Here is a 20,076-nt window from a genome sequence, read left to right on the forward strand (position 1 = left end):
ACTCTCCTCAAAGTATGCCCCTGGACGCGGCTCGCCTGTGAAGAGTGTGGCAGAAAAGGATTCGGATAAAGAGAGCGGCTTTGGGATTATGACTTTAGTCTAATGCGTTTGCACAGATTGTCGCAGCCCGCGAACGCCTCAGGCGCGCAAGGCCTGCGCTGGAGACTGCCGGTAAGCAAGAACGGCGGGTAGAGCCGCAAGCAGCGCTCCGAAGCCGAGCAACAAAAGCGCAAGAAACACATCCTGGCGCGCAAAGCCGACCGGCACCGTGATACCGCTGCTTGCACTGAAAAGCCCTGACAGCATCAGCGCGGCGCCATAACCCAAGCCAAACCCACCGGCGATGCCGATCGCGATCAGCGCGAAGAACTCGCCCCAGACGATCCCGAAGATGGCATGCCGCGGCGCGCCGAAGGCCCGGAGAGCCCCGATCTGGCGCCGCCGCTGGCCGATATGGATGACCGTCACCAGAATAAGCGACGCCGCAACCAGTCCCTGGGCGCCGGAAGCGACGGCAACGAGAACACGCTTCGCATCGCCGAGCGTCGCATAAAGGTTCGTCAGGACTTCGCCCGGGAAGACGGCGACGGTGCTGCCATTACGGTAATCCTGCCGCAGCTTGTAGGCATCCGCGATCGTCTTCGGCTTGACCAGGATTGCGGGAACGGCGGGTGTCTCCGCAGACCAGTCAACATCGAGCTCGTGGCCGGACTCCGGCTCATGATCATGTCCCTCATGACCAGCCTCGTCATGCTTCGCTTCGCCATGCGCCTCCAGCCCATGGATATACCACACAGCCTGGATCGGAACGAAAATGGCGCGATCCCAGGCCGTTCCTGTCGGTTTCATCCGCCCGGTAACGCGATAGACGATTTCCGTATGCGTATGGCCACCGGTTTCGCTAGTGCCGTGCATCGGCTTGATCTCGGCCCCGAGCGGCAGCGTGACAACCGCGCCGACCACCGCCTGGGTTTCGGCAGCAAAACCTTTGCCTTCGCTGAACCCGCCCGAGAGATCCGCAGGAAGCGCGGTGCTCGTGCCGACGACCGGATAGCCGGAGAAGGAATCACCAAAACCGACGGGCGAAAGCCAGGCGACGCGCGGGTCTGCCGCAAGCTTGGCAAGCACCTCACCCGGCATCAGCGGCAGGGGTGACGACTGGAGGAAAATGGAGGACAGCACCAGCTGCGTTTCGCTGCCGCCGGCGCCGATGACGAGATCGAACTTGTCAGCAGCACGAGCACTGCCGAGACGTAGCGCGCGCTCCTGCAGGATGACGCTGACGCCGAGCGCCGTTGCCAGCGCCACGAGCAGCACGACGACGAGCGAACCGGCCCACAGGCGCCGGAGGTCGGCCAGAATGAAACGGATCATGCCGCAGCCTCGTCCATCAGGGTGTCGTCGGCGATCCGTCCGGAGCGCAGCAGGATGCGGCGATCCATCCGGTCCGAAAGGCGCGTATCATGCGAGATGACGATCAGCGTGCCGCCTTCGGCGATCGCAAGATCGAGCAGCAGATCGCCGATAATGTGCCCGGTTTCGGCATCGAGGCTCGCCGTCGGCTCGTCGGCCACGATGACACCGGGCTTGCGCAGCAGGGCGCGCGCGATCGCCACACGCTGCATCTCGCCGCGCGACATCGTCTCAATTTTCTGACCGGGTCGCGACAGGCCGGTGCGCGCCAGCAATTCGTGAGCGCGGGCGATCAGTGAAGAATCGGCGACACCCGAAAGCCGCGCTGGCAGGAGAACATTCTCGACCGCCGAAATCCCGGGAAAGAGATGAAAGTCCTGCATGATCAAACCGATATTCGCGGCCCTGAAACGGTCGCGGCGGCTCTCGGAGAGGCGGCAGATATCCTCGCCATTCCAGCGGACGGATCCGCTTCCGGCGCGCTCAAGGCCGGTGACGATATTGACGAAGGTGCTCTTGCCGGAGCCCGAAGCACCGGTAATCGCTACCCGGCTTCCGGCCGCAAGAGACAACCGCCCGATCTCAAGCGCAGGCGCGCTCAAGCCCGGAAAGACCACGGACAGATCGTTGATCTCGAGAGCCAGCATCAGGCGATCGAATACTCGGCCTGCCGCAGGCGCAGGAGGCTCACAAACCCGGTTTCCGGATCTTTCCAGGAACCGTATTCCAGGGTGCCGCGGACTTCGATCGTCTGGCTCGGCTGCACAAATGTTTGCTTCTCGTCGAGATAGACGACGACGATATTGTCGGGCCAGTCCGCGTCGGATGAGCAGAACGGGCAGAGCGACATCGGAATTTCGGTCAGCACGAAGAACGCAGCCTCAGCCTTCAGCGGCGGCGCCATGAAGCCGTGCATCGAAATCTCCTGGCCTGCCAGTGTTTTGACCTTGTTCGAGAATTCCAGGCCGAGCACACCGAATTTGCCGTAGAGCTCGTCGAAGCTGAGCGCTGTATCCGCCGCGTGCGACATTGACGCCGCAAAGGGCAGCAGTCCGGCGGCGGCCATGAATGCGCGCCGGTTGAGAAGCGGGGCCAAAGGCTTTTTCATGCCGATCTCCATCAAATGGGTTCCCGGCCGTGACAGCCGGGAACGTGATTGGCAAAGAGAGGGGGACGGTGTCCCCCGCGATGGATCAGTTGGTCTGCTTCGCGCCGAGCGCGAAGGCATCGGCCAGCACACGATAGACGTCGCTCTGTTCCATATAGCCCTTGAAGCCTTCGGCGCCGGGACCGGCCGCCTGCAGCACCACGTCGTCGACGGTGTGAGCGCCGGAAGCCTGGCTCTTCGGCAGGTTGCCCTGAACGAAGACGGCACCGGGAACGTCCTTGTAAGCTTCGTTGGCGACGAAGTCCTTCTTCTCGTTCTGAACAGCCGGCGTATAGGGATTGTCGAGCTTCGGACGGAAGGTTTCGTAATGATCCGGATAGTTCGATACGAACATCGCGAGACGCTTGGAAACGTCGATATTGTCAGGATAGCCGTCGTTGTTTGCGTCGACATAGTTGGTAAAGCCGCGACCAGCGACCTTCTCGCGCATGTCGGTGCCTTCAACGGTGTCGTCGACCGTGCCGACGATGGTGATGCCGTGCGTATGGTCGCCGGTGACGACGATCATCGTATCCGGGTTGCTGGCAGCAAATTCCTTGGCAACGCCGATTGCCTTGTCGAACTCGATCGTGTCGACGACAGCGCGCTCGTTGTCGAGCGGATGAGTCATCTTGTCGATATTCGCAGCTTCGACGACCAGAAAGAAACCTTCCTGGTTCTTCGACAGCGTATCGAGAGCGACCTTGGTCATCTCGACGAGACCCGGCTGTGCCGGGAACTTGCCGACAGTGCCCTTCTTCAGGAATTCACGGTCCAGCGTCGTATCCATATTGCCGGTGTGGAACAGGCCGAGGATCTTGCCGTCGTTGGCGCCGGCAGCTGCCGAAAGTTCCGTCTTGTCGGTCGCAAGCTTGTAGCCGGCGTCCTGGAACATCTTGACATAGTCTTTGTCGTCCTTGCGCTTCGAGCCCGCGGTTGCCTGCGGCAGGAAGTAGGCCGAGCCACCACCGAGAACGACATCCGGCTTGACGTCGAACAGCATGCCGGTGATTTCGGCCTTATCGTCGCGGCGGCGGGTATGGGAGACGACGGCAGCCGGCGTGGCGTCCTGGAGCTCCGAAGTGGTGACGATGCCGATCGACTTGGCGGTCTGGCGGCGCAGCGCTTCGCCGAGCGTTTCGACGCGCGGATCGTCGAGCGTATCGGGCGTACGGTCGGCGTAGACGCCGAGCGAGTTGATGGCGCCCTTATGGCCGCTCATGTAGGCCGACATCGTGTTGGCGCTGTCCGTCGTGATCGAATCCGTCGCCGAGGTGCCGATGAAGGCCATACGGTCGAGATCGTCCATGTTCAGGCGGCCATTGGCCTTACCTTCGGTCATGCCCTTGGACATGATGCGGGCAGCAGTGCGATGCGCAACGGAAAGACCATCGCCGATCAGGAAGATGACGTTCTTGGCCTTCGGCGCGGTGCCGGTGCCGTAGACGTTCCAGGTGACCGACTTCTTCTCGTCACCGGCCGAAACCTCGACCTTGTACTCGCCGGGCACAGCGATCGTCAGGCCGCGCAGGATGATGGCGGAACCGAGTGCCTTGTCTTCCTTACCCTTTTCCAGCTCTACAAACTTGGCCTCGCCCCCGAGAACCGTCTTGTAGTCCTGACCATTGACCGTGATCTTGATGTCTTCAGCCTTGACCTGCTTGCCGAGCTCGACCTTGAAATCGAACGGCGAGCCGGCGAGAATCGTCGCACGGTCAAGCGGATAGACGGTGGCCGCCTGTGCGGCACCGGCAAGAATCGTTGTGGCCGCCAGAGCGGCAAAAATCATACGCATGGAAAACCCCCGTTTTCGTTGCAGTCAATAAACAACGGGCCGGGGATAGCCGCCGGGGATGACATGTCGATGACATCGCTATGACAATCTGCCGCAGCCGCCGGGAGGCCGTTGGGCCAGCGCAAAAACCTTGACTCCTGTGGAAAACCTTTTAAGAGCAACGGCGGAAAAGGAATTATCCATGGTTCGCCGCGAACACGCCATTGCTGCATGCAATGACCGGGCACTGAGTGCCGGGATGGATATTGCCGTTCCGGTTTCTTCCAAAACCAAGGCCAAAACGACGACGAAAACCGTCTGACGTCTCTGGCCTGCCGCTCTCTCCCCGGCCCGGCTGGGGACAGGAAGTCGCGAGGATTTCGCGCCTTCCCCCCTCACCGGACAAGAGGAGAGAAGAGAAAGAGAGCTTAAAATGGGTTTCAAAGTAGCAATCGCGGGAGCAACCGGAAACGTCGGCCGGGAAATGCTCAACATTCTTTCCGAACGCGGCTTCCCCGCCGATGAAGTCGTGGCGCTCGCTTCCGCCCGCTCCCAGGGCACGGAAGTTTCCTACGGCGACCGCACGCTCAAGGTTTCCAACCTCGAAAACTACGATTTCTCCGACACCGACATCTGCCTGATGTCCGCCGGCGGCGACGTCTCGAAGAAGTGGTCGCCGAAGATTGGCCAGCAGGGCTGCGTCGTCATCGACAACTCCTCGGCCTGGCGCTACGACGCCGAAGTGCCGCTGATCGTGCCGGAAGTGAACCCCGACGCCATCTCGCTCTTCACCAAGAAGAACATCATTGCCAACCCGAATTGCTCGACCGCCCAGCTCGTCGTGGCCCTGAAGCCGCTGCATGACGCTGCCAAGATCAAGCGCGTGGTCGTCTCGACCTACCAGTCGGTTTCCGGCGCCGGCAAGGACGGCATGGACGAGCTCTTCAACCAGACGCGTGCCGTCTTCGTTGCCGATCCGATCGAGAACAAGAAGTTCACCAAGCGCATCGCCTTCAACGTCATCCCGCACATCGACGTGTTCATGGAAGACGGCTACACGAAGGAAGAGTGGAAGGTTCTGGCCGAGACCAAGAAGATGCTCGACCCGAAGATCAAGGTGACCTGCACCGCGGTTCGCGTCCCCGTCTTCATCGGTCATTCGGAATCGGTCAACATCGAGTTCGAAAACGAGATTACTGCCGACCAGGCCCGCGATATCCTGCGCGACGCCCCAGGCTGCCAGGTCATCGACAAGCATGAAAACGGCGGCTACATCACGCCTTACGAATCCGCCGGCGAAGACGCGACCTACATCTCGCGCATCCGCGAAGATGCGACTGTCGAGAACGGTCTCAACATGTGGGTCGTTTCCGACAACCTGCGCAAGGGCGCGGCTCTGAACGCCATTCAGATCGCCGAACTCCTGGTCAACCGCGGCCTCGTCAAGCCGCGCAAGCAGGCCGCCTGATACCGAATATTAACCATAGCTTGCTATCAGCCCCGCATGTCGTCAGACTTGCGGGGCTTTCCTTAACAGACAGACGGCTATCGCGCCGCAGACCGCCAATCTCGCTAAAAGGTGATCGTGACAAAATCACCCCCGGCTGGCATTCTGCCCGGCATTCCAGCGACTGCAGATCGAGATCGGGGTTTCTCATGCGCATGACAAAGTTCTTGGTGGCGGCCATCGCGGCGGTGGGCGCTTTCCATGTAGTTCCGGCAGCGGCCAATGCTGCGCAATGCGGCAACAACGGCGCCGGCTTCGATGCCTGGGTGCAGCAGTTCAAGCAGGAAGCTGCAGCGCAGGGCGTCAGCCAGTCGGTTCTCAACCGCGCCTTCGCCAACGTCGCCTACAATCGCCCGACAATTGCCGCCGACCGCGGCCAGAAGAGCTTCAAGCTCTCCTTCGACGCCTTCATGCAGAAGCGCGGCGGCGCAGCAATCATCTCCCGCGGCAAGGGCATGAAGCGCTCCAACCAGGCGCTCTTCACCTCGATCGAGCGCCGTTACGGCGTCCCCGCCGGCCCGCTGATCGCAATCTGGGGCATGGAAACCGGCTTCGGCAGCTATATGGGCACGCAGCACACCATGTCTGCGGTCTCGACGCTGGCCTATGACTGCCGCCGCTCCGACTATTTCACCGACCAGCTCTACGCTGCCCTTCAGCTCGTCTCCGAAGGCTATCTGAGCCCGCAGGCGCGTGGCGCGGCGCACGGCGAAATCGGCCAGACGCAGTTCCTGCCGCGCAATGTCGTCCGCTTCGGCGCCGATGGCGATGGCGATGGCCGCGTCGACATGGTCGGCTCGCGCGCCGACGCTCTCGCATCGACCGCAAACTTCCTAAAGGGTCACGGCTGGCGCGCCGGCGCAGGCTACCAGCCGGGCGAGCCGAACTTCGTCGCCATCCAGGGTTGGAATGCAGCAACGGTCTACCAGCAGGCAATCGCCTATATCGGTCAGCAGATCGACGGCCAATAAGCCGCGGCGACAGATTGATTGCAGACGAAATCGAAAGGCGCCTCATGGGCGCCTTTCTCATTTGGCTTCGGCTCGTGCCATCGGTTGCGGCACCAGTGAGCCCGCCACGACGCAATTGCGTCCGGAAGCCTTGGCGGCATAGAGCGCCATATCCGCCCGCTTGACCAGATCTTCGAAATGATGACCACCGCCGGCTTGCGTGCGACCGGCGCAGCCGAAGCTCGCGGTTACCACCAGGCTTTCTCCGCCCGGCAATATGATGACTGCACGCTCTATCGCCTCACGCACGGCTTCGGCAACGGCCGCCGCCTCATCCGGCGTCACATCAGGCAGCAGCGCAAGAAACTCTTCCCCGCCATGGCGCACCAGCAGATCGAACTGGCGGAAATTATGCTTGGCGACAGCCGCAACGTGGCGCAGCACGATATCGCCGACGTCATGACCATGGATATCGTTGATCTTCTTGAAATGATCGAGATCGAAGAGCACCACCGAGATCCATCGTGACCCGCTTTTGGCCTGCTCGAAGAGGGCAGCTGCAGCCGCCTCGAAGCCACGGCGGTTATAAAGCCCGGTCAGAAGATCCGTCTGCGCCGCACTGCGAAGCTCACCGACCAAAACCTCACGCTCCCGTGTCAGCCGCGAGATCATCCCGAGACCCTTGGTCGCCAATGTCGCGACAACGCCAGCAAGCAGCAGCAAGCCGCCGCAGAGCACAAAAACCAGCATCACATGCAGATGCGAGCGCTGCGCCAGCGTTTCGCCGGTGCGATGGATGTCCGCAGTCGCCTCGGTGATCTTCTCCTTGAGGAAAGCAATGCGGTCAGCCTGCGCCGCCGCCCAATCGTTGCGGACCTCCAGCGGAGGCCGCGCTTCGCGGGTCAGGATCGCATCGGTCACCGCGTCGGCACGAACCTGCTGCGGCAGTTTCATGTAATCAGTGATCGACGTGACGAGCGGGGACGTCGAGTGGAAGACCATATGGTCCATACCCTCGGCCTGCATCATCTTGCCCTGCACATAGAGGTCGCTGGAGCGCAGCGAATAGCCGTGCTCGCTCAGGTGACGCGTGCCGATGAATGTTAGCAGCCGCTCACCGTAATAGGTCAGCAGGATACCCATCAGCTCGTTCGATTTTTCCAACAAGACAGGATCCTGGATCAGCGGCGATAGCGCATCGACGACATCAAGCTGCTTCAGCGCTGCCTGCCAATAGACATAGCCCGGATCGCCCCCGGCATAATATCCGCGGTCGACAGCGGCGCGGATCGAAATGATACGGCTATAGGCAAGTGCGAGATCGGAGAGTTCGTTCTGGAGATTGCCATCGAGCATGCCTGCCGAGGGCAGGCTCATCTGGAATTTCCGGCGCTCCTCATCGAGCCGCGCGCGGCTCTGCTGCATGCTGACCGCATTGTCGGTACCGGGATGGGTGAGATACTGCCTGGTCGCAACGGTCTCGCCGAGGATCTCGTTCGCCGCGATCGAGCCACCGCGCGCCAGAACATCAGCGAAACGATAGTCTTTTTCCAGCGAAACATACTGGCGGAACGACGTGCGTACGACCAGAACGCCTTCGGCGATCATGAAGATGAAAGGCAGCAGGATGGCCGCGAGAATGATCTTGTTGGTCGTTTCGAACTTCATCGAAAGCCGCCGCAATCCGCAGGTTGAAGACGTGTTTCGATGAAATTCTAGCGGGATTCCCTAAAGAACCCATAAACCTATATGCGAAGGCCTATACGTCAGGGCGGATGAAATCGCGCGTTTCGGCATCCATGACCCACAATTCGCCGGTCGAGATGTCGAACCAAGCGCCGTGAAGGGCGATCTTGCCCTCTTTTTCCAGCGCCTTGACCTCGGGGAAGGTCCTGAGATTGTTGATCGAGTTGCGGATCGAGACACGCTCGAGCGCCGTCTGGCGCTCGGTCTGGGTCATAACGTCGTTGCTGCCGATCTGCTCGGCGGCATCCTTGACGAGCGACATCCAGCGGCCGATAAAATCGCCCGGCGAGAGCGGTTCTGAGCTCGGATCGAGTGCAGCGCGGATACCACCGCAACGGCCATGGCCGATGACGACGATATCGGTGACCTTGAGGGCCTGTACGGCAAATTCGAGGGCAGCCGAAGTCGCATGGAAATGCCCGTCCGGCTCATAGGGCGGCACGAGATTGGCGACGTTCCGGATGACGAAGAGCTCGCCCGGGCCGGCATCGAAGATCAACTCCGGAGCCGCGCGGGAGTCGCAGCAGGCGATGACGAGCGTGGTTGGGCTCTGCCCGTTTTCCGCAAGCGTCTTGTAGCGGTCGCGCGCATCGGCATAGCGCCCGCTCATGAAGTTGCGATAACCGTCGAGAAGTGATCCAGGAAAACGCTGCATGACATTTCGATTACCGCTTGGCGCGGGCAAGATCAACTGCTGCAGTGCAAAATGAGTCGTTGCTATTGCTTGCGCCGCTGCGCCGGATGCATGAGGCGGCTCATCTGCACCATGGCCATCGGCGTGGCGAGACTGGAAGCATCACTCGCAAGCGTCAATTCGTCGCTTCCGCGTTTGACGGCGCGAGCAAGCACTTCATAGACGCTGGCCGTCGCCAGCTGCAGCGCTTTCTCGTCATCCATGCCCGAGAGCAACCGTGACATGAAGAGCGCAGCCAGGAGGTCTCCGAGCCCATTCGGCGGATTGTCGATCGCCCGATGCTCGGCAAGCAGCGCGTGGCGTCCGGAAAGATAGAGATTGCCGATCCCGCCGCTCATCATCGGAACAGCCGAGGTGACCAGCATGCGTGACGGGCCGAGCGACAACGCCGCCTCCATGACGGCATTGTTGTCATCGAGCGGTGCGCCGGCCATCCAGGCGAGCTCGTAGCGGTTGGGTGTCGCGAGCGAGGCAAGCGGGATCAGGTGGTCGCGGATCGCTTCAGCCGTTGCCTGCGGGACATAGAGCCCGCCGAGATCGCCCATGACGGGGTCACAGACGTAGAGAAGATCCGGATTGCCCTGCCGCAGCGAGCTGACCAGCCGGGCCACCGACTTGGCCTGCGCCGCATTGCCGAAATAGCCTGACAGCAACGCCTTCACCTCGCCCACCCAGGGCGCGCGGATCAGGTCATCGATCGCCGCATCGAAGTCGGCTTCGGCAAAGGTCAGCCGTGTGGAGCGGCCATGCCCGGGATGCCAGGGCAAAACCACCGTCGGAAGAGCCCAGACCTGATGTCCGAGCGTTTCAAGCGCGAAGACGGCGGCGCGATTGCCGACCGAACCACGAACGACGTGACTGGAGATGACGATAACCGTTCCGGCAGCGGTATTTTCTGGCATGATGATGGTCCTGAACCCGATGCGCCGTTGATCCCCTTTTTGCGCCACAGCTGTCAACCGTTCTTCATCTCTGCGTGGAAAGGTCGCGAAGCGGACGGAGAAAACCGGAGACGACTTATTTTAGCTATTCGAGATAAGCGTCAATTCTTCCGGAAAGTGATCCAAACAGGGGCGAAAATGAACGAAAGCTGCCGTCAAACCGCCTCTTTTAGAGATTTTTTCGATAACTCTTCTGATATTTTGCCCAAAACCGACCGACTCGGGGGGAGCATCTGAAATGGCCGTAAGACAAAATCCGAAACGTGAAAAGCAGATCGGGAGCGCCAAGAAGATCGCGGCCGCGACCGGCGACAAATTTCTTGAGCCCGAAATTCTCTTCAGCCGCGCCAGCGGCGACGATCTCGACCGCTACACCCCAGAGATGCTCGCGCTGTCGGCGGTCCATTCCGCCCGCGAATTACAGGCCTGGAACGGCAAGACGCCGCGCGTCAGCATCGACACCATCGCGGATGTCGAGCCCGCGGGCATTGCCGTATCGGTTCTGACGATCACCGACCACAACATGCCCTTCCTCTACGAGTCCGTGATGGGCGAGGTGACCAGCACCTACCGCGATCTCTTCATGGCGGTTCACCCCATTCTGGTCCTCGAAGACGGCAAGGCTCCTGAGCTGTATTCGGCCGATGAGCCGAGCGATCCGGCAAAGCGCGTCAGCCATATCCAGATCCATATTTCGCCGCTGACATCGGCCCAGGCCGCCGACCTGCAGAAGCGCATCAAGACGGTGCTGGAGCAGGTCGATCAGGCGGTTTCCGACTGGAAGCCGATGCTGTCCAAGCTCGATACGGCGATCGACGAGCTGCGTGAACATGGCTCCAGCCGCAAGAAGGCAGACCGCGACGAAGCACTCGCCTTCCTGACCTGGCTGCGCGATGAGAACTTCACCTTCCTCGGCATGCGCGAATACGTCTATTCCGGCAAGGGCGCCGGCGCCAAGGTGGAGCGCGACAAGGGCACCGGCCTCGGTATTCTCTCCAATCCCGACGTTCTCGTCCTGCGCACCGGCAAGGATGCGGTGACGACGACGCCCGAGATCCTCGCCTTCCTCGACGGTCCGGATTTCCTGATCGTCACCAAGGCCAACGTCAAATCGGTGGTCCACCGCCGCGCCTATATGGACTATGTCGGCGTCAAGCGTTTCGACAAGGATGGCAACGTCACTGGCGAACTCCGCATCGTCGGCCTCTTCACATCGACGGCCTATACGTCCTGGGCGTCCGAGATCCCGCTGATCCGCTCGAAGATCGCCAAGGTGAAGGAGCATTTCGGCTTCGACCCGATGAGCCACTCCGGCCGCATGCTCGACAACACGCTGGAATCCTATCCGCGCGACGATCTCTTCCAGATCGACACGACGCTGCTGTCGAGCTTTGCCGAGCAGATCAACGACCTCGCCGACAGGCCGCGCGTGCGCGTCCTGCCGCGCATCGACCATTTCGACCGCTTCGTCTCCGTCATCATCTATGTGCCGCGCGAAGAATATGACTCGATCGTCCGCGAGAAGATCGGCACTTACCTGAAGACCGTCTATGACGGCCGCGTTTCCGCCTATTATCCGGCCTTCCCGGAAGGCGGCGTCGCCCGCGTCCACTTCATCATCGGCCGCTCCGGCGGCAAGACGCCGCGCATTCCCCAGGCCAAGCTTGAGGAAGCGATCCGGGCGATCACCGCCCGCTGGGACAGCCGCTTCGAGATGCTGGCAGGCCCGAAGGCACCCCGGATCGGCGTCAGTAACGCCTTCCAGGAAGCTTTCTCGCCGGATGAAGCCGTCGGCGATCTTCCAGATATCAGCGCATGCGCAGCCGGCGAACCGATCCGCATCGAGTTCTATTACCGCGACGACAATGAGCGCGGACGCATCCTGTCCCTGAAGATCTTCCACAGTGGCGAGCAGCTGCCGCTCTCGCGCCGTGTTCCGCTGCTTGAAAATCTCGGCTTCAACGTGCTCAGCGAAAGGACTTTCGATATCGAAGTCCCCGCTGCCGATGGCGCCACCAGCATCGTCGTGCTGCACGATATGGAGCTCGAAGCCCGCAGCGGCGCCGACATCGATCTCGGCCGCTTCGGCGCGCCGCTGGAAGAAGCTTTCGTTGCCGCCTTCAATGGCACGATCGACAATGACAGCTTCAACCGCCTGATCCTCTCGGCGGCCCTCTCCGCCCGCGAAACCAACGTGCTGCGTGCCTACGCGCGCTATCTGCGCCAGGCGGGCATTGCCTATTCGCAGGATTATATCGCCGCTACGCTCGACAAATATCCTGATATCGCAGCAGCGATCTTCCGCCTCTTCCATGAAACCATGGATCCGGCGGTCGCCGAGAAGCCGCGGCTGAAGAAGCTTGCCGATCTGCACCAGTCGATCGAAACGGCGCTCGCCAACGTTCCGAGCCTCGACGACGACCGCATCCTGCGCCGCTATATCAACGTTGTCGACGCCACGCTGCGCACCAACTATTTCCAGCGCAACGAGGATGGCTCGACCAAGGCGATGCTCGCCTTCAAGCTCGACCCGCATCTGGTCGATGGCCTGCCGCAGCCGCTGCCCTTCCGCGAAATCTTCGTCTACGGCGTCGAGGTCGAGGGTGTTCACCTGCGCTTCGGCAAGGTCGCCCGTGGCGGCCTGCGCTGGTCCGACCGCGCCGAGGATTATCGCACGGAAGTGCTGGGTCTCGTGAAGGCACAGCAGGTCAAGAACGCCGTCATCGTCCCCGTCGGTGCCAAGGGCGGCTTCTATCCGAAGAAGCTCCCGGTCGGCGGCAGCCGCGACGAGATCTTCAACGCCGGCCGCGAAGCCTACAAGACCTATATCCGCACGCTGCTGTCGATTACCGACAACATCTCCGGCGCCGATATCGTGCCGCCGGCCAACACGGTTCGCATCGATGGCGACGACCCCTATTTCGTCGTCGCCGCCGACAAGGGCACCGCGACCTTCTCCGACACGGCCAACGCGCTGGCGCAGGAAGCCGGCTTCTGGCTGGACGACGCCTTTGCCTCGGGCGGCTCGGCCGGTTACGACCACAAGAAGATGGGCATCACCGCCCGTGGTGCCTGGGAGACCGTGAAGCGCCACTTCCGCGAAATGGATATCGACATCCAGGCGACGCCCTTCACCGTCGCCGGCGTCGGCGACATGTCGGGCGACGTCTTCGGCAACGGCATGCTGCTCTCTCCGAAGATCCGGCTGCTCGCCGCCTTCGACCACCGCGACATCTTCATCGATCCCGATCCGGATATGGAGAAGACGCTCGCCGAGCGTCAGCGCCTGTTCAATCTCGCGCGCTCCAGCTGGCAGGATTTCGACAAGTCGGTTCTGTCGAAGGGCGCGATGATCATCTCCCGTGCCGCAAAGTCGGTAACCCTGACGCCTGAAGCTGTCGCTGCGATCGGCATCGACAAGTCCGTGGCGACACCGTTCGAGATCATGACCGCGATCCTCAAGAGCCCGGTCGACCTGCTCTGGTTCGGCGGCATCGGTACCTATGTAAAAGCCGCGGCCGAAACCGACACCGAAGTCGGCGATCGCGCCAACGACCCGATCCGCATTGCCACCGACGATGTCCGCGCCAAGGTGATCGGCGAGGGCGCCAATCTCGGCGTCACCCAGAAGGGCCGTATCGCCTACGGTCTGAAGGGCGGCCGCAGCAATTCCGACGCCATAGACAACTCCGCCGGCGTCAACACCTCGGATGTCGAGGTCAACATCAAGATCGCACTCGCCAACGCCATGCATGACAGCCGCCTGACGCGTTCCAAGCGCGACCAGCTGCTGTCCTCCATGACGAACGAAGTCGCGAGCCTCGTGCTGCGCAACAACTATCTGCAGTCGCTCGCCATCTCGTTGACCGAGCGCAAGGGCACCGCCAACGGCCTGGAGCTCGCCCGCTTCATGACCGTGCTCGAAGGTGCAAAGCAGCTGAACCGCAAGGTCGAGACCCTGCCTGACGATGCAACGCTCGCCGAGCGTTATGCCGCCGGAAAGCCGCTGACCCGCCCGGAAATCGGCGTCCTGCTTTCCTACGCCAAGATCGTGCTCTTCGACGCGCTGATCGCCAGCGACCTGCCTGACGATCCCTATTTCGCCTCGACGCTGTCTGGTTATTTCCCGGCGAAGATGCAGAAGACCAACGCCGCTGACATCGACAGCCATCGCCTGAAGCGCGAAATCGTCGCAACGGTTCTGGCCAACGAAGCGATCAATCGCGGCGGTCCGGCCTTTGCCGTCAGCATGGTAGACGCAACAGCAGCCTCCGCAGCCGAAGTCGTCCGTGCCGCAATCATCGCCCGCGATGGCTTCGATCTGACACGCCTCTGGAGCGAGACCGATGCGCTGGATGGCAAGATTTCCGGCCAGATGCAGAACCGCATCTACGAAGAGATCGGCCATAGCTTCACGGTCCTGACCCGCCTGATGCTGAAAACCGGCATGGCCAAGGGCGATATCGCCGAAACCGTTAGCCGGCTGCAGGCAGCTCTGAAGAAGCTGAAGCCGTCTTTCGCGGCGCAGGCGCCCGCCGAGTTCGAAGCACGGCAGACGGAGTTTCAGGAAGCCGGTCTTCCCGAGAAGCTGGCAGCCGATATCGCCGGCCTTCCGGGCTTTGCACTGGTGCCGGAGATCATGCAGATCGCCGAGCGGACCGGCGAAGCGCTGGCACGCGCAGCCGAGAGCTATTTCGCAGTATCGCAGACCTTCCGCATCGGCCGCCTACTTGCCGCCGGCAACCGGATCGTCACTTCCGATCACTACGAGAACCTGGCTCTGGCCCGCAGTATCGACCAGATCGCCAGCGCGCGCCGCGACATCGTCATCTCGGCGCTCTCGGAGCACGGCAAGGAAAAGCTGCCGGTTCAGGCCTGGCACGCGGTCGATCGTATCCGCATCAACCGCATCACCGAAGAGCTATCCAGCCTCGGCGACAGCGGCGAACCGAATCTCGCCCGGATCACCGTTGCCGCAGGTCTCCTGACCGATCTTGCGCGCGACCGGACGAGGTGACACAGTCCGCCGCGACAATGGGAGCGGACGTGTGAGCAGAATCGACTGGACGGGAGAGGGAACTCCGGCGCCGCAGAAAGCGCCGGAGGCGGGTATCTGGGGCTGGATGTTTTTCGATTGGGCGGCGCAGCCGTTCTTCACCGTCGTCACCACCTTCATCTTCGGTCCCTATTTCGTCTCCCGGCTCACCACCGATCCCGTCCATGCCCAGGCCATGTGGAGCAACATGGCGACGATCTCCTCGGTGATCATCGCTGTGCTTTCACCGATCCTGGGTTCGATCGCCGACCAATCTGGCGCCAGAAAGCCCTGGATCGGCTTCTTCGCGGTCATCAAGATCGCCAGCCTCTTCGGCCTCTGGTTTGCGGCACCCGGCTCACCTGTCATCTACCCGATGATCTTCATGATCCTGGCCTCGATCGCCGCCGAGTTCTCGATCGTCTTCAACGATTCGATGATGCCGCGGCTGGTCGGCAAGGACGAAGTCGGACGACTCTCCAACACCGCCTGGGGCCTCGGTTATCTCGGCGGCATGATCGTGCTGATCGCCGTCGTCACCCTGCTCGCCGGCAGCCTCGAAACCGGCAAGACGCTGCTTGGCTTCGACCCGCTCTTCGGCCTCGATCCCCATACCGGCGAGGACGCCCGCGTCACCGGACCGATTTCCGCGGTCTGGTACCTGATCTTCATCATCCCGATGTTCCTCTTCACGCCTGATGCGCCGAAAGGCATACCGTTCGGCCGCGCGGTAAAGGTGGGGCTAGCTGAGGTTCGCAACACGATCGGCGAACTGAAACACCGCAAAGGCATCCTGAAATTCCTGCTCGCCCGCATGATCTATCAGGACGGCGTCAACGGCCTGCTGATCCTCGGCGGCACCTTCGCCGCCGGCATGTTCGGCTGGGCGACCATCGAGATCGGCCTTTACGGCATCATCCTCAATGTCGTCGCGATCTTCGGCTGCATCATTGCCGGCCGCATCGATCACCGCATCGGCTCGAAGGTGACGATCGTCATCAGCCTGATCATGCTGCTCATCGCCACTGTCGGGATCATCTCGACGGGACCGGGCTATACGCTCTTCGGCCTGATCGAGCTGCCCGTTGCCGATTCCGGGGGCTTCTTCGGCACCGCCGCCGAAAAGGCTTACATTCTCTACGGATTGCTGATTGGCCTTGCCTTCGGCCCGGTGCAGGCTTCATCGCGCTCGTATCTGGCACGCAGCGTCAGCCTGGAGGAGGCCGGACGCTATTTCGGCATCTATGCGCTCTCCGGCCGCGCCACCAGCTTCATGGCAACGCTGATGTTCTCGATCGTTACCTATTCCAGCGGCTCCGCCCGGCTCGGCATGGCAACGCTGGTGATCTTCCTGATCGGCGGCCTGGCGTTGCTGTTCTTCACACCCTATCCGGCTGACAGGAAGAAGGCCTGAACGAAAAACCCCGGCTCGGGGCCGGGGCTTTCTTGATCAATGGCGGAAGTGCCGCATTCCGGTAAAGACCATCGCGATATTGTGCTCGTTGGCCGCGTCAATGACCTCCTGGTCACGCATCGAGCCGCCCGGCTGGATCACCGCGGTAGCGCCTGCTGCAATCATCGACAGCAGACCGTCGGCGAAGGGCAGGAAGGCCTCGGAGGCGACGGCCGCACCCTTGGTCATCGGAACAGGCAGGCCAAGCGCCTTTGCCGCTTCCTCGGCCTTCAGCGCGGCGATACGGGCAGAGTCGACGCGGCTCATCTGGCCGGCGCCGATCCCGGCGGTCTGGCCGTCCTTGGCGTAAACGACGGCGTTCGACTTCACATGCTTGCCGACCTTGAAGGCGAACTTCATGTCTTCGAGTTCCTGGGCCGTCGGCGCACGCTTGGTGACGACCTTCAGCTCGAGGTCCTCGACCATGCCGTTATCGCGGGTCTGAACCAGCAGGCCGCCGGAAACCGTCTTGGCAGTGATACCGGCAACGCGCGGATCGGGAAGACCACCGGCCGACAGCAGGCGCAGGTTCGGCTTCTTGGCGACGATCGCCTTGGCTTCCTCGGTCACATCAGGTGCGATGATCACTTCGGTGAAAAGCTTGATGATCTCTTCGGCCGTTTCCGCATCCAGCGTCTGGTTCAGCGCGATAATGCCGCCGAAAGCCGAAACGGAATCGCAGGCGAGCGCCCGCTTGTAGGCTTCGAGCAGCGTCGGGCCTGTTGCCACGCCGCAGGGATTGGCATGCTTGATGATGGCGCAGGCAGGAGACTTCTCCGGCAGGAACTCGGAAACGAGTTCGTAGGCCGCATCGGTATCGTTGATATTGTTGTAGGAGAGCTGCTTGCCCTGCAGGAGAGCGGCAGTCGAAACGCCCGGGCGCTGCTCGCCGGTCACGTAGAAGGCAGCCTTCTGGTGCGGGTTTTCGCCGTAGCGCATCTCTTCCTTGAGAACGCCGCCGATCACCCGGTGGCGCGGCGTATCGATTGCCAGCGCTTCGGCAAACCAGTTCGAGATCATCGCGTCGTAAGCCGCCGTGCGGGCATAGGCCTTGGCGGCCATGCGCTGGCGGAAGCTGTAGCTCGTCTGGCCGGCATCATTGGAAAGCTGCTGCAGCAACTCGGCATAATCAGCCGGATCCGTGAGGATGGTGACGTAGGCATGGTTCTTCGCCGAAGCGCGGATCATCGCCGGGCCACCGATGTCGATATTCTCGACGGTCGTCGGATAATCGCCGCCGGCAGCCCGAACCTCCTCGAACGGATAGAGGTTGATGACGGCGATATCGATGCCTTCGATGCCGTGCTTTTTCATCGCGTCCTGATGCTCGGCATCGTCGCGGATAGCGAGCAGGCCGCCGTGAACCGTCGGATGCAGCGTCTTGACGCGGCCATCCATGATCTCAGGAAAGCCGGTGACTTCGGAAACGTCGGTGACATCGAGACCGGCAGCGGCAATCGCCTTGTGCGTGCCTCCGGTCGAGAGCAGGCGAACGCCCTTTTCCGACAGCGCCTTGGCAAGCTCGACGATACCGGTCTTGTCGGAGACGGACAGCAGCGCGGTCTTTGCTTTGACCTTGTCGGGGGCGGGGATCTTCTTGGAAATGACGGCCATGAACCTTCTCCGTTCGGGCTTCGGGAGACATCCGGCGAGGGACGTATAGGATTATGGCGCCGCGTTAGCACGAGCGCTGCCGCCGCGTAAATGCCGACTAGCTCTTGCGGGACAGAAACCAGCGAATTTCCGGCTTTTCAGCGAAATCGAAGTCGATTTCGATCTGATCGGAACCGCAGATGCCGGAGGCATCGGCAAAGAAGATGTCTTCCGAAATCAGCACTTCGTTGCCGGGAGAGGAAAACAGCCAGCTCTCGCCATCGGGCGCGGTCAGCAGGATGGATTCCCGGTCGTTCTGTTTCAGATTGATCGACGGGTGGATGTGAAAGCGCACCGCCGCCTTCAGCGGCTCGTCGCTGACTTTCTCGCCCGGCAGGATCAGCCGGTCGCGGCCGGCGATGATAGCGCCCGCAGAGTTCATCGACAACTCGCGCTCGTGCAGCACGCCGAAGTCGCGCAGATAGCCGTCGTGAACCATCTTCAGCCCGTCACGTCCGTCTTCCGTCTCGGCACGCTCTACCGTCACGGTATCCACCATATCGGTCATCACGTGACCGAGGAATTCCGAGGGCGAGAAGTGGCTGGAGGACGTATCGTTCAGTGTCACCGTCGAATGAGTCGCCGTGGTGCGTGCCATCTGCACATAGCGCTTGCCGGCAAATTTCGGTGAACCGGAGTTGACGATGAAGCGATGGCGCCCGGACGACATCTCGAAAGACAGGCAACCGGCATGCGCGGTGCGTGACAACAAACCCACCGGGGGCGTGCCGGTATCAGCAATGACGACGGTCTTTCCTGCCGCCAGCCGCTGATAGCGCGAATGCGGCATCGCCTTGAATGGCTGGCCCGCGGTCTCGTCATAGCGCAGCACCGACATCAGTTCGTTGGCGAGCGTCGAAGTGGCGCCGTTGAAGAGCGCAAGATCACCATCCTGATGCCGGAAGAACCGCAGCGCCGGATACATGCGATCGATGCCGGAGATCAGCTTCTGCGGTAGGTCGTGGCCGAGATTCACATAGGTTTGGCGAAGCGGCAGCAGATCGAGCAGGAGTTCAAGCCCGGCGCGCGGATTGCGCGAGATGTGTCCCCCATCGGGAAGGATCTGCAGATCGAATTCATTGTCGAGCGCCAAGGCGGCCTTGCGCAGCGCACCAGCGCGCATCGGCATGGAGATCGACGCCATGGCGAGCGCAATCCGCAGACGGAAGAGCACTTCGCCCGCAGGCGCATAAGGCGCCATGCGCCGCAGATACCGCACCTGAAAGGCAAGCGAGCGCATGAAGCGGCGATAGAAACCGCGGTCGGCATTGTGTAGCACGACAGGCGAATGCGACAGCCAGGCGATCACCCGCTGCGCCGTGACATCGATTTCCCAGGCCACGCCTTCGATGCGGCCAGAATGCAGGGACAGCCAGCTATCGACGATCGACCGGGCGATCAGCGACGCACGATCGCTCTTGTAGGCCCGCATATGCCGCAGCCAGCCGAAGCCATGCAGGCGATTGGCGAAGGCGCGCGAGGGCAAAGTGAAAGCGAAGGGCGACTTGCCGTTGGTCTCGAGCATCCGCCCCGCCAGCGGAAAGCGCCCATTCATGATCTCGTCGGCGACATGGGAATCGATGGCGCGCAGATCGGTCGGCGCAACGATCAGGCGCTCCGGCGCCTGAATGGTATGACGGAAGGCGCGCAGGCGCAGCAGAGCAGCACGGCGCGACACGCGCCGCCAAGCCTCCCGAACATACAAAGTCCAAAAACGCCCGCCGGATTGCATAATTTATTTTCTATTGACCCTCGTGATTAAG

General features: G+C 61.7%; 13 protein-coding genes and 1 pseudogene. 5 read left to right on the plus strand and 9 right to left on the minus strand.

Features of this window, described 5'->3' with window-relative positions; translation table 11 throughout:
- Positions 1-138: 138 nt before the first annotated feature.
- The 4 genes from ACODR6_RS10295 to ACODR6_RS10310 all read right to left on the minus strand — a co-directional run bounded on the left by ACODR6_RS10295 (position 139) and on the right by ACODR6_RS10310 (position 4,355).
- Complete coding sequence (locus ACODR6_RS10295) at positions 139-1,374, minus strand: FtsX-like permease family protein (RefSeq protein WP_489022463.1); 1,236 nt, start codon at positions 1,372-1,374, stop codon at positions 139-141.
- Positions 1,371-2,060 (minus strand): ABC transporter ATP-binding protein, encoded by a 690-nt coding sequence (locus ACODR6_RS10300; RefSeq protein WP_489022464.1) that lies wholly within the window; start codon positions 2,058-2,060, stop codon positions 1,371-1,373. Before ACODR6_RS10300 ends, ACODR6_RS10295 begins: the two co-directional genes overlap by 4 nt.
- On the minus strand, positions 2,060-2,533 hold the full coding sequence (locus tag ACODR6_RS10305; RefSeq protein ID WP_489022465.1) for a hypothetical protein: 474 nt from the start codon (positions 2,531-2,533) through the stop codon (positions 2,060-2,062). Before ACODR6_RS10305 ends, ACODR6_RS10300 begins: the two co-directional genes overlap by 1 nt.
- A gap of 73 nt (positions 2,534-2,606) precedes the next feature.
- Positions 2,607-4,355, minus strand: coding sequence for an alkaline phosphatase (locus tag ACODR6_RS10310; RefSeq protein WP_489022466.1), 1,749 nt, complete (start codon positions 4,353-4,355; stop codon positions 2,607-2,609).
- Between the two features lie 111 nt (positions 4,356-4,466).
- Between ACODR6_RS10310 and ACODR6_RS10315 the strand changes: the two are divergent.
- The 3 genes and pseudogenes from ACODR6_RS10315 (at position 4,467) to ACODR6_RS10325 (ending at position 6,812) form a co-directional block, all read left to right on the plus strand.
- Positions 4,467-4,656, plus strand: a pseudogene (locus ACODR6_RS10315) (hypothetical protein).
- Positions 4,657-4,767: 111 nt separating this feature from the next.
- Positions 4,768-5,802: an aspartate-semialdehyde dehydrogenase gene (locus tag ACODR6_RS10320; RefSeq protein ID WP_112718105.1), complete on the plus strand. Its 1,035-nt coding sequence runs from the start codon at positions 4,768-4,770 to the stop codon at positions 5,800-5,802.
- A gap of 188 nt (positions 5,803-5,990) precedes the next feature.
- Positions 5,991-6,812, plus strand: a complete 822-nt coding sequence (locus tag ACODR6_RS10325; protein ID WP_112718103.1) for a lytic murein transglycosylase — start codon at positions 5,991-5,993, stop codon at positions 6,810-6,812.
- Positions 6,813-6,869: 57 nt separating this feature from the next.
- On the opposite strand, the gene ACODR6_RS10330 is transcribed toward ACODR6_RS10325, so the two are convergent.
- The 3 genes from ACODR6_RS10330 to pdxY form a co-directional block, all read right to left on the minus strand.
- Positions 6,870-8,459, minus strand: a complete 1,590-nt coding sequence (locus tag ACODR6_RS10330) for a GGDEF domain-containing protein (protein WP_489022467.1) — start codon at positions 8,457-8,459, stop codon at positions 6,870-6,872.
- Between the two features lie 91 nt (positions 8,460-8,550).
- Positions 8,551-9,192: a carbonic anhydrase gene (locus ACODR6_RS10335; protein WP_489022468.1), complete on the minus strand. Its 642-nt coding sequence runs from the start codon at positions 9,190-9,192 to the stop codon at positions 8,551-8,553.
- A 62-nt stretch (positions 9,193-9,254) separates the two neighbouring features.
- Positions 9,255-10,133, minus strand: coding sequence for a pyridoxal kinase PdxY (gene pdxY / locus ACODR6_RS10340; RefSeq protein ID WP_489022469.1), 879 nt, complete (start codon positions 10,131-10,133; stop codon positions 9,255-9,257).
- A gap of 277 nt (positions 10,134-10,410) precedes the next feature.
- On the opposite strand from pdxY, the gene ACODR6_RS10345 reads away from it, so the two are divergent.
- Positions 10,411-15,189 (plus strand): NAD-glutamate dehydrogenase, encoded by a 4,779-nt coding sequence (locus ACODR6_RS10345; RefSeq protein ID WP_489022470.1) that lies wholly within the window; start codon positions 10,411-10,413, stop codon positions 15,187-15,189.
- Positions 15,190-15,220: 31 nt separating this feature from the next.
- A complete protein-coding gene (locus ACODR6_RS10350) occupies positions 15,221-16,621 on the plus strand; it encodes an MFS transporter (RefSeq protein WP_112718093.1) in 1,401 nt (466 codons plus the stop codon).
- A gap of 36 nt (positions 16,622-16,657) precedes the next feature.
- On the opposite strand, the gene purH is transcribed toward ACODR6_RS10350, so the two are convergent.
- On the minus strand, positions 16,658-18,274 hold the full coding sequence (purH, locus tag ACODR6_RS10355) for a bifunctional phosphoribosylaminoimidazolecarboxamide formyltransferase/IMP cyclohydrolase (protein ID WP_489022471.1): 1,617 nt from the start codon (positions 18,272-18,274) through the stop codon (positions 16,658-16,660).
- Between the two features lie 97 nt (positions 18,275-18,371).
- Complete coding sequence (locus tag ACODR6_RS10360; RefSeq protein ID WP_203429917.1) at positions 18,372-20,045, minus strand: heparinase II/III family protein; 1,674 nt, start codon at positions 20,043-20,045, stop codon at positions 18,372-18,374.
- Positions 20,046-20,076 lie beyond the last annotated feature (31 nt).

The organism is Rhizobium sp. FG96 (genome assembly GCF_057808655.1).

What these genes read in the sequence shown, in the direction of transcription:
- ACODR6_RS10295 (WP_489022463.1), bottom strand. Translation starts at nt 1,374, where the DNA reads ATGATCCGTTTCATTCTGGCCGACCTCCGGCGCCTGTGGGCCGGTTCG.
- ACODR6_RS10300 (WP_489022464.1), bottom strand. Translation starts at nt 2,060, where the DNA reads ATGCTGGCTCTCGAGATCAACGATCTGTCCGTGGTCTTTCCGGGCTTG.
- ACODR6_RS10305 (WP_489022465.1), bottom strand. Translation starts at nt 2,533, where the DNA reads ATGGAGATCGGCATGAAAAAGCCTTTGGCCCCGCTTCTCAACCGGCGC.
- ACODR6_RS10310 (WP_489022466.1), bottom strand. Translation starts at nt 4,355, where the DNA reads ATGCGTATGATTTTTGCCGCTCTGGCGGCCACAACGATTCTTGCCGGT.
- ACODR6_RS10320 (WP_112718105.1), top strand. Translation starts at nt 4,768, where the DNA reads ATGGGTTTCAAAGTAGCAATCGCGGGAGCAACCGGAAACGTCGGCCGG.
- ACODR6_RS10325 (WP_112718103.1), top strand. Translation starts at nt 5,991, where the DNA reads ATGCGCATGACAAAGTTCTTGGTGGCGGCCATCGCGGCGGTGGGCGCT.
- ACODR6_RS10330 (WP_489022467.1), bottom strand. Translation starts at nt 8,459, where the DNA reads ATGAAGTTCGAAACGACCAACAAGATCATTCTCGCGGCCATCCTGCTG.
- ACODR6_RS10335 (WP_489022468.1), bottom strand. Translation starts at nt 9,192, where the DNA reads ATGCAGCGTTTTCCTGGATCACTTCTCGACGGTTATCGCAACTTCATG.
- pdxY (WP_489022469.1), bottom strand. Translation starts at nt 10,133, where the DNA reads ATGCCAGAAAATACCGCTGCCGGAACGGTTATCGTCATCTCCAGTCAC.
- ACODR6_RS10345 (WP_489022470.1), top strand. Translation starts at nt 10,411, where the DNA reads ATGGCCGTAAGACAAAATCCGAAACGTGAAAAGCAGATCGGGAGCGCC.
- purH (WP_489022471.1), bottom strand. Translation starts at nt 18,274, where the DNA reads ATGGCCGTCATTTCCAAGAAGATCCCCGCCCCCGACAAGGTCAAAGCA.
- ACODR6_RS10360 (WP_203429917.1), bottom strand. Translation starts at nt 20,045, where the DNA reads ATGCAATCCGGCGGGCGTTTTTGGACTTTGTATGTTCGGGAGGCTTGG.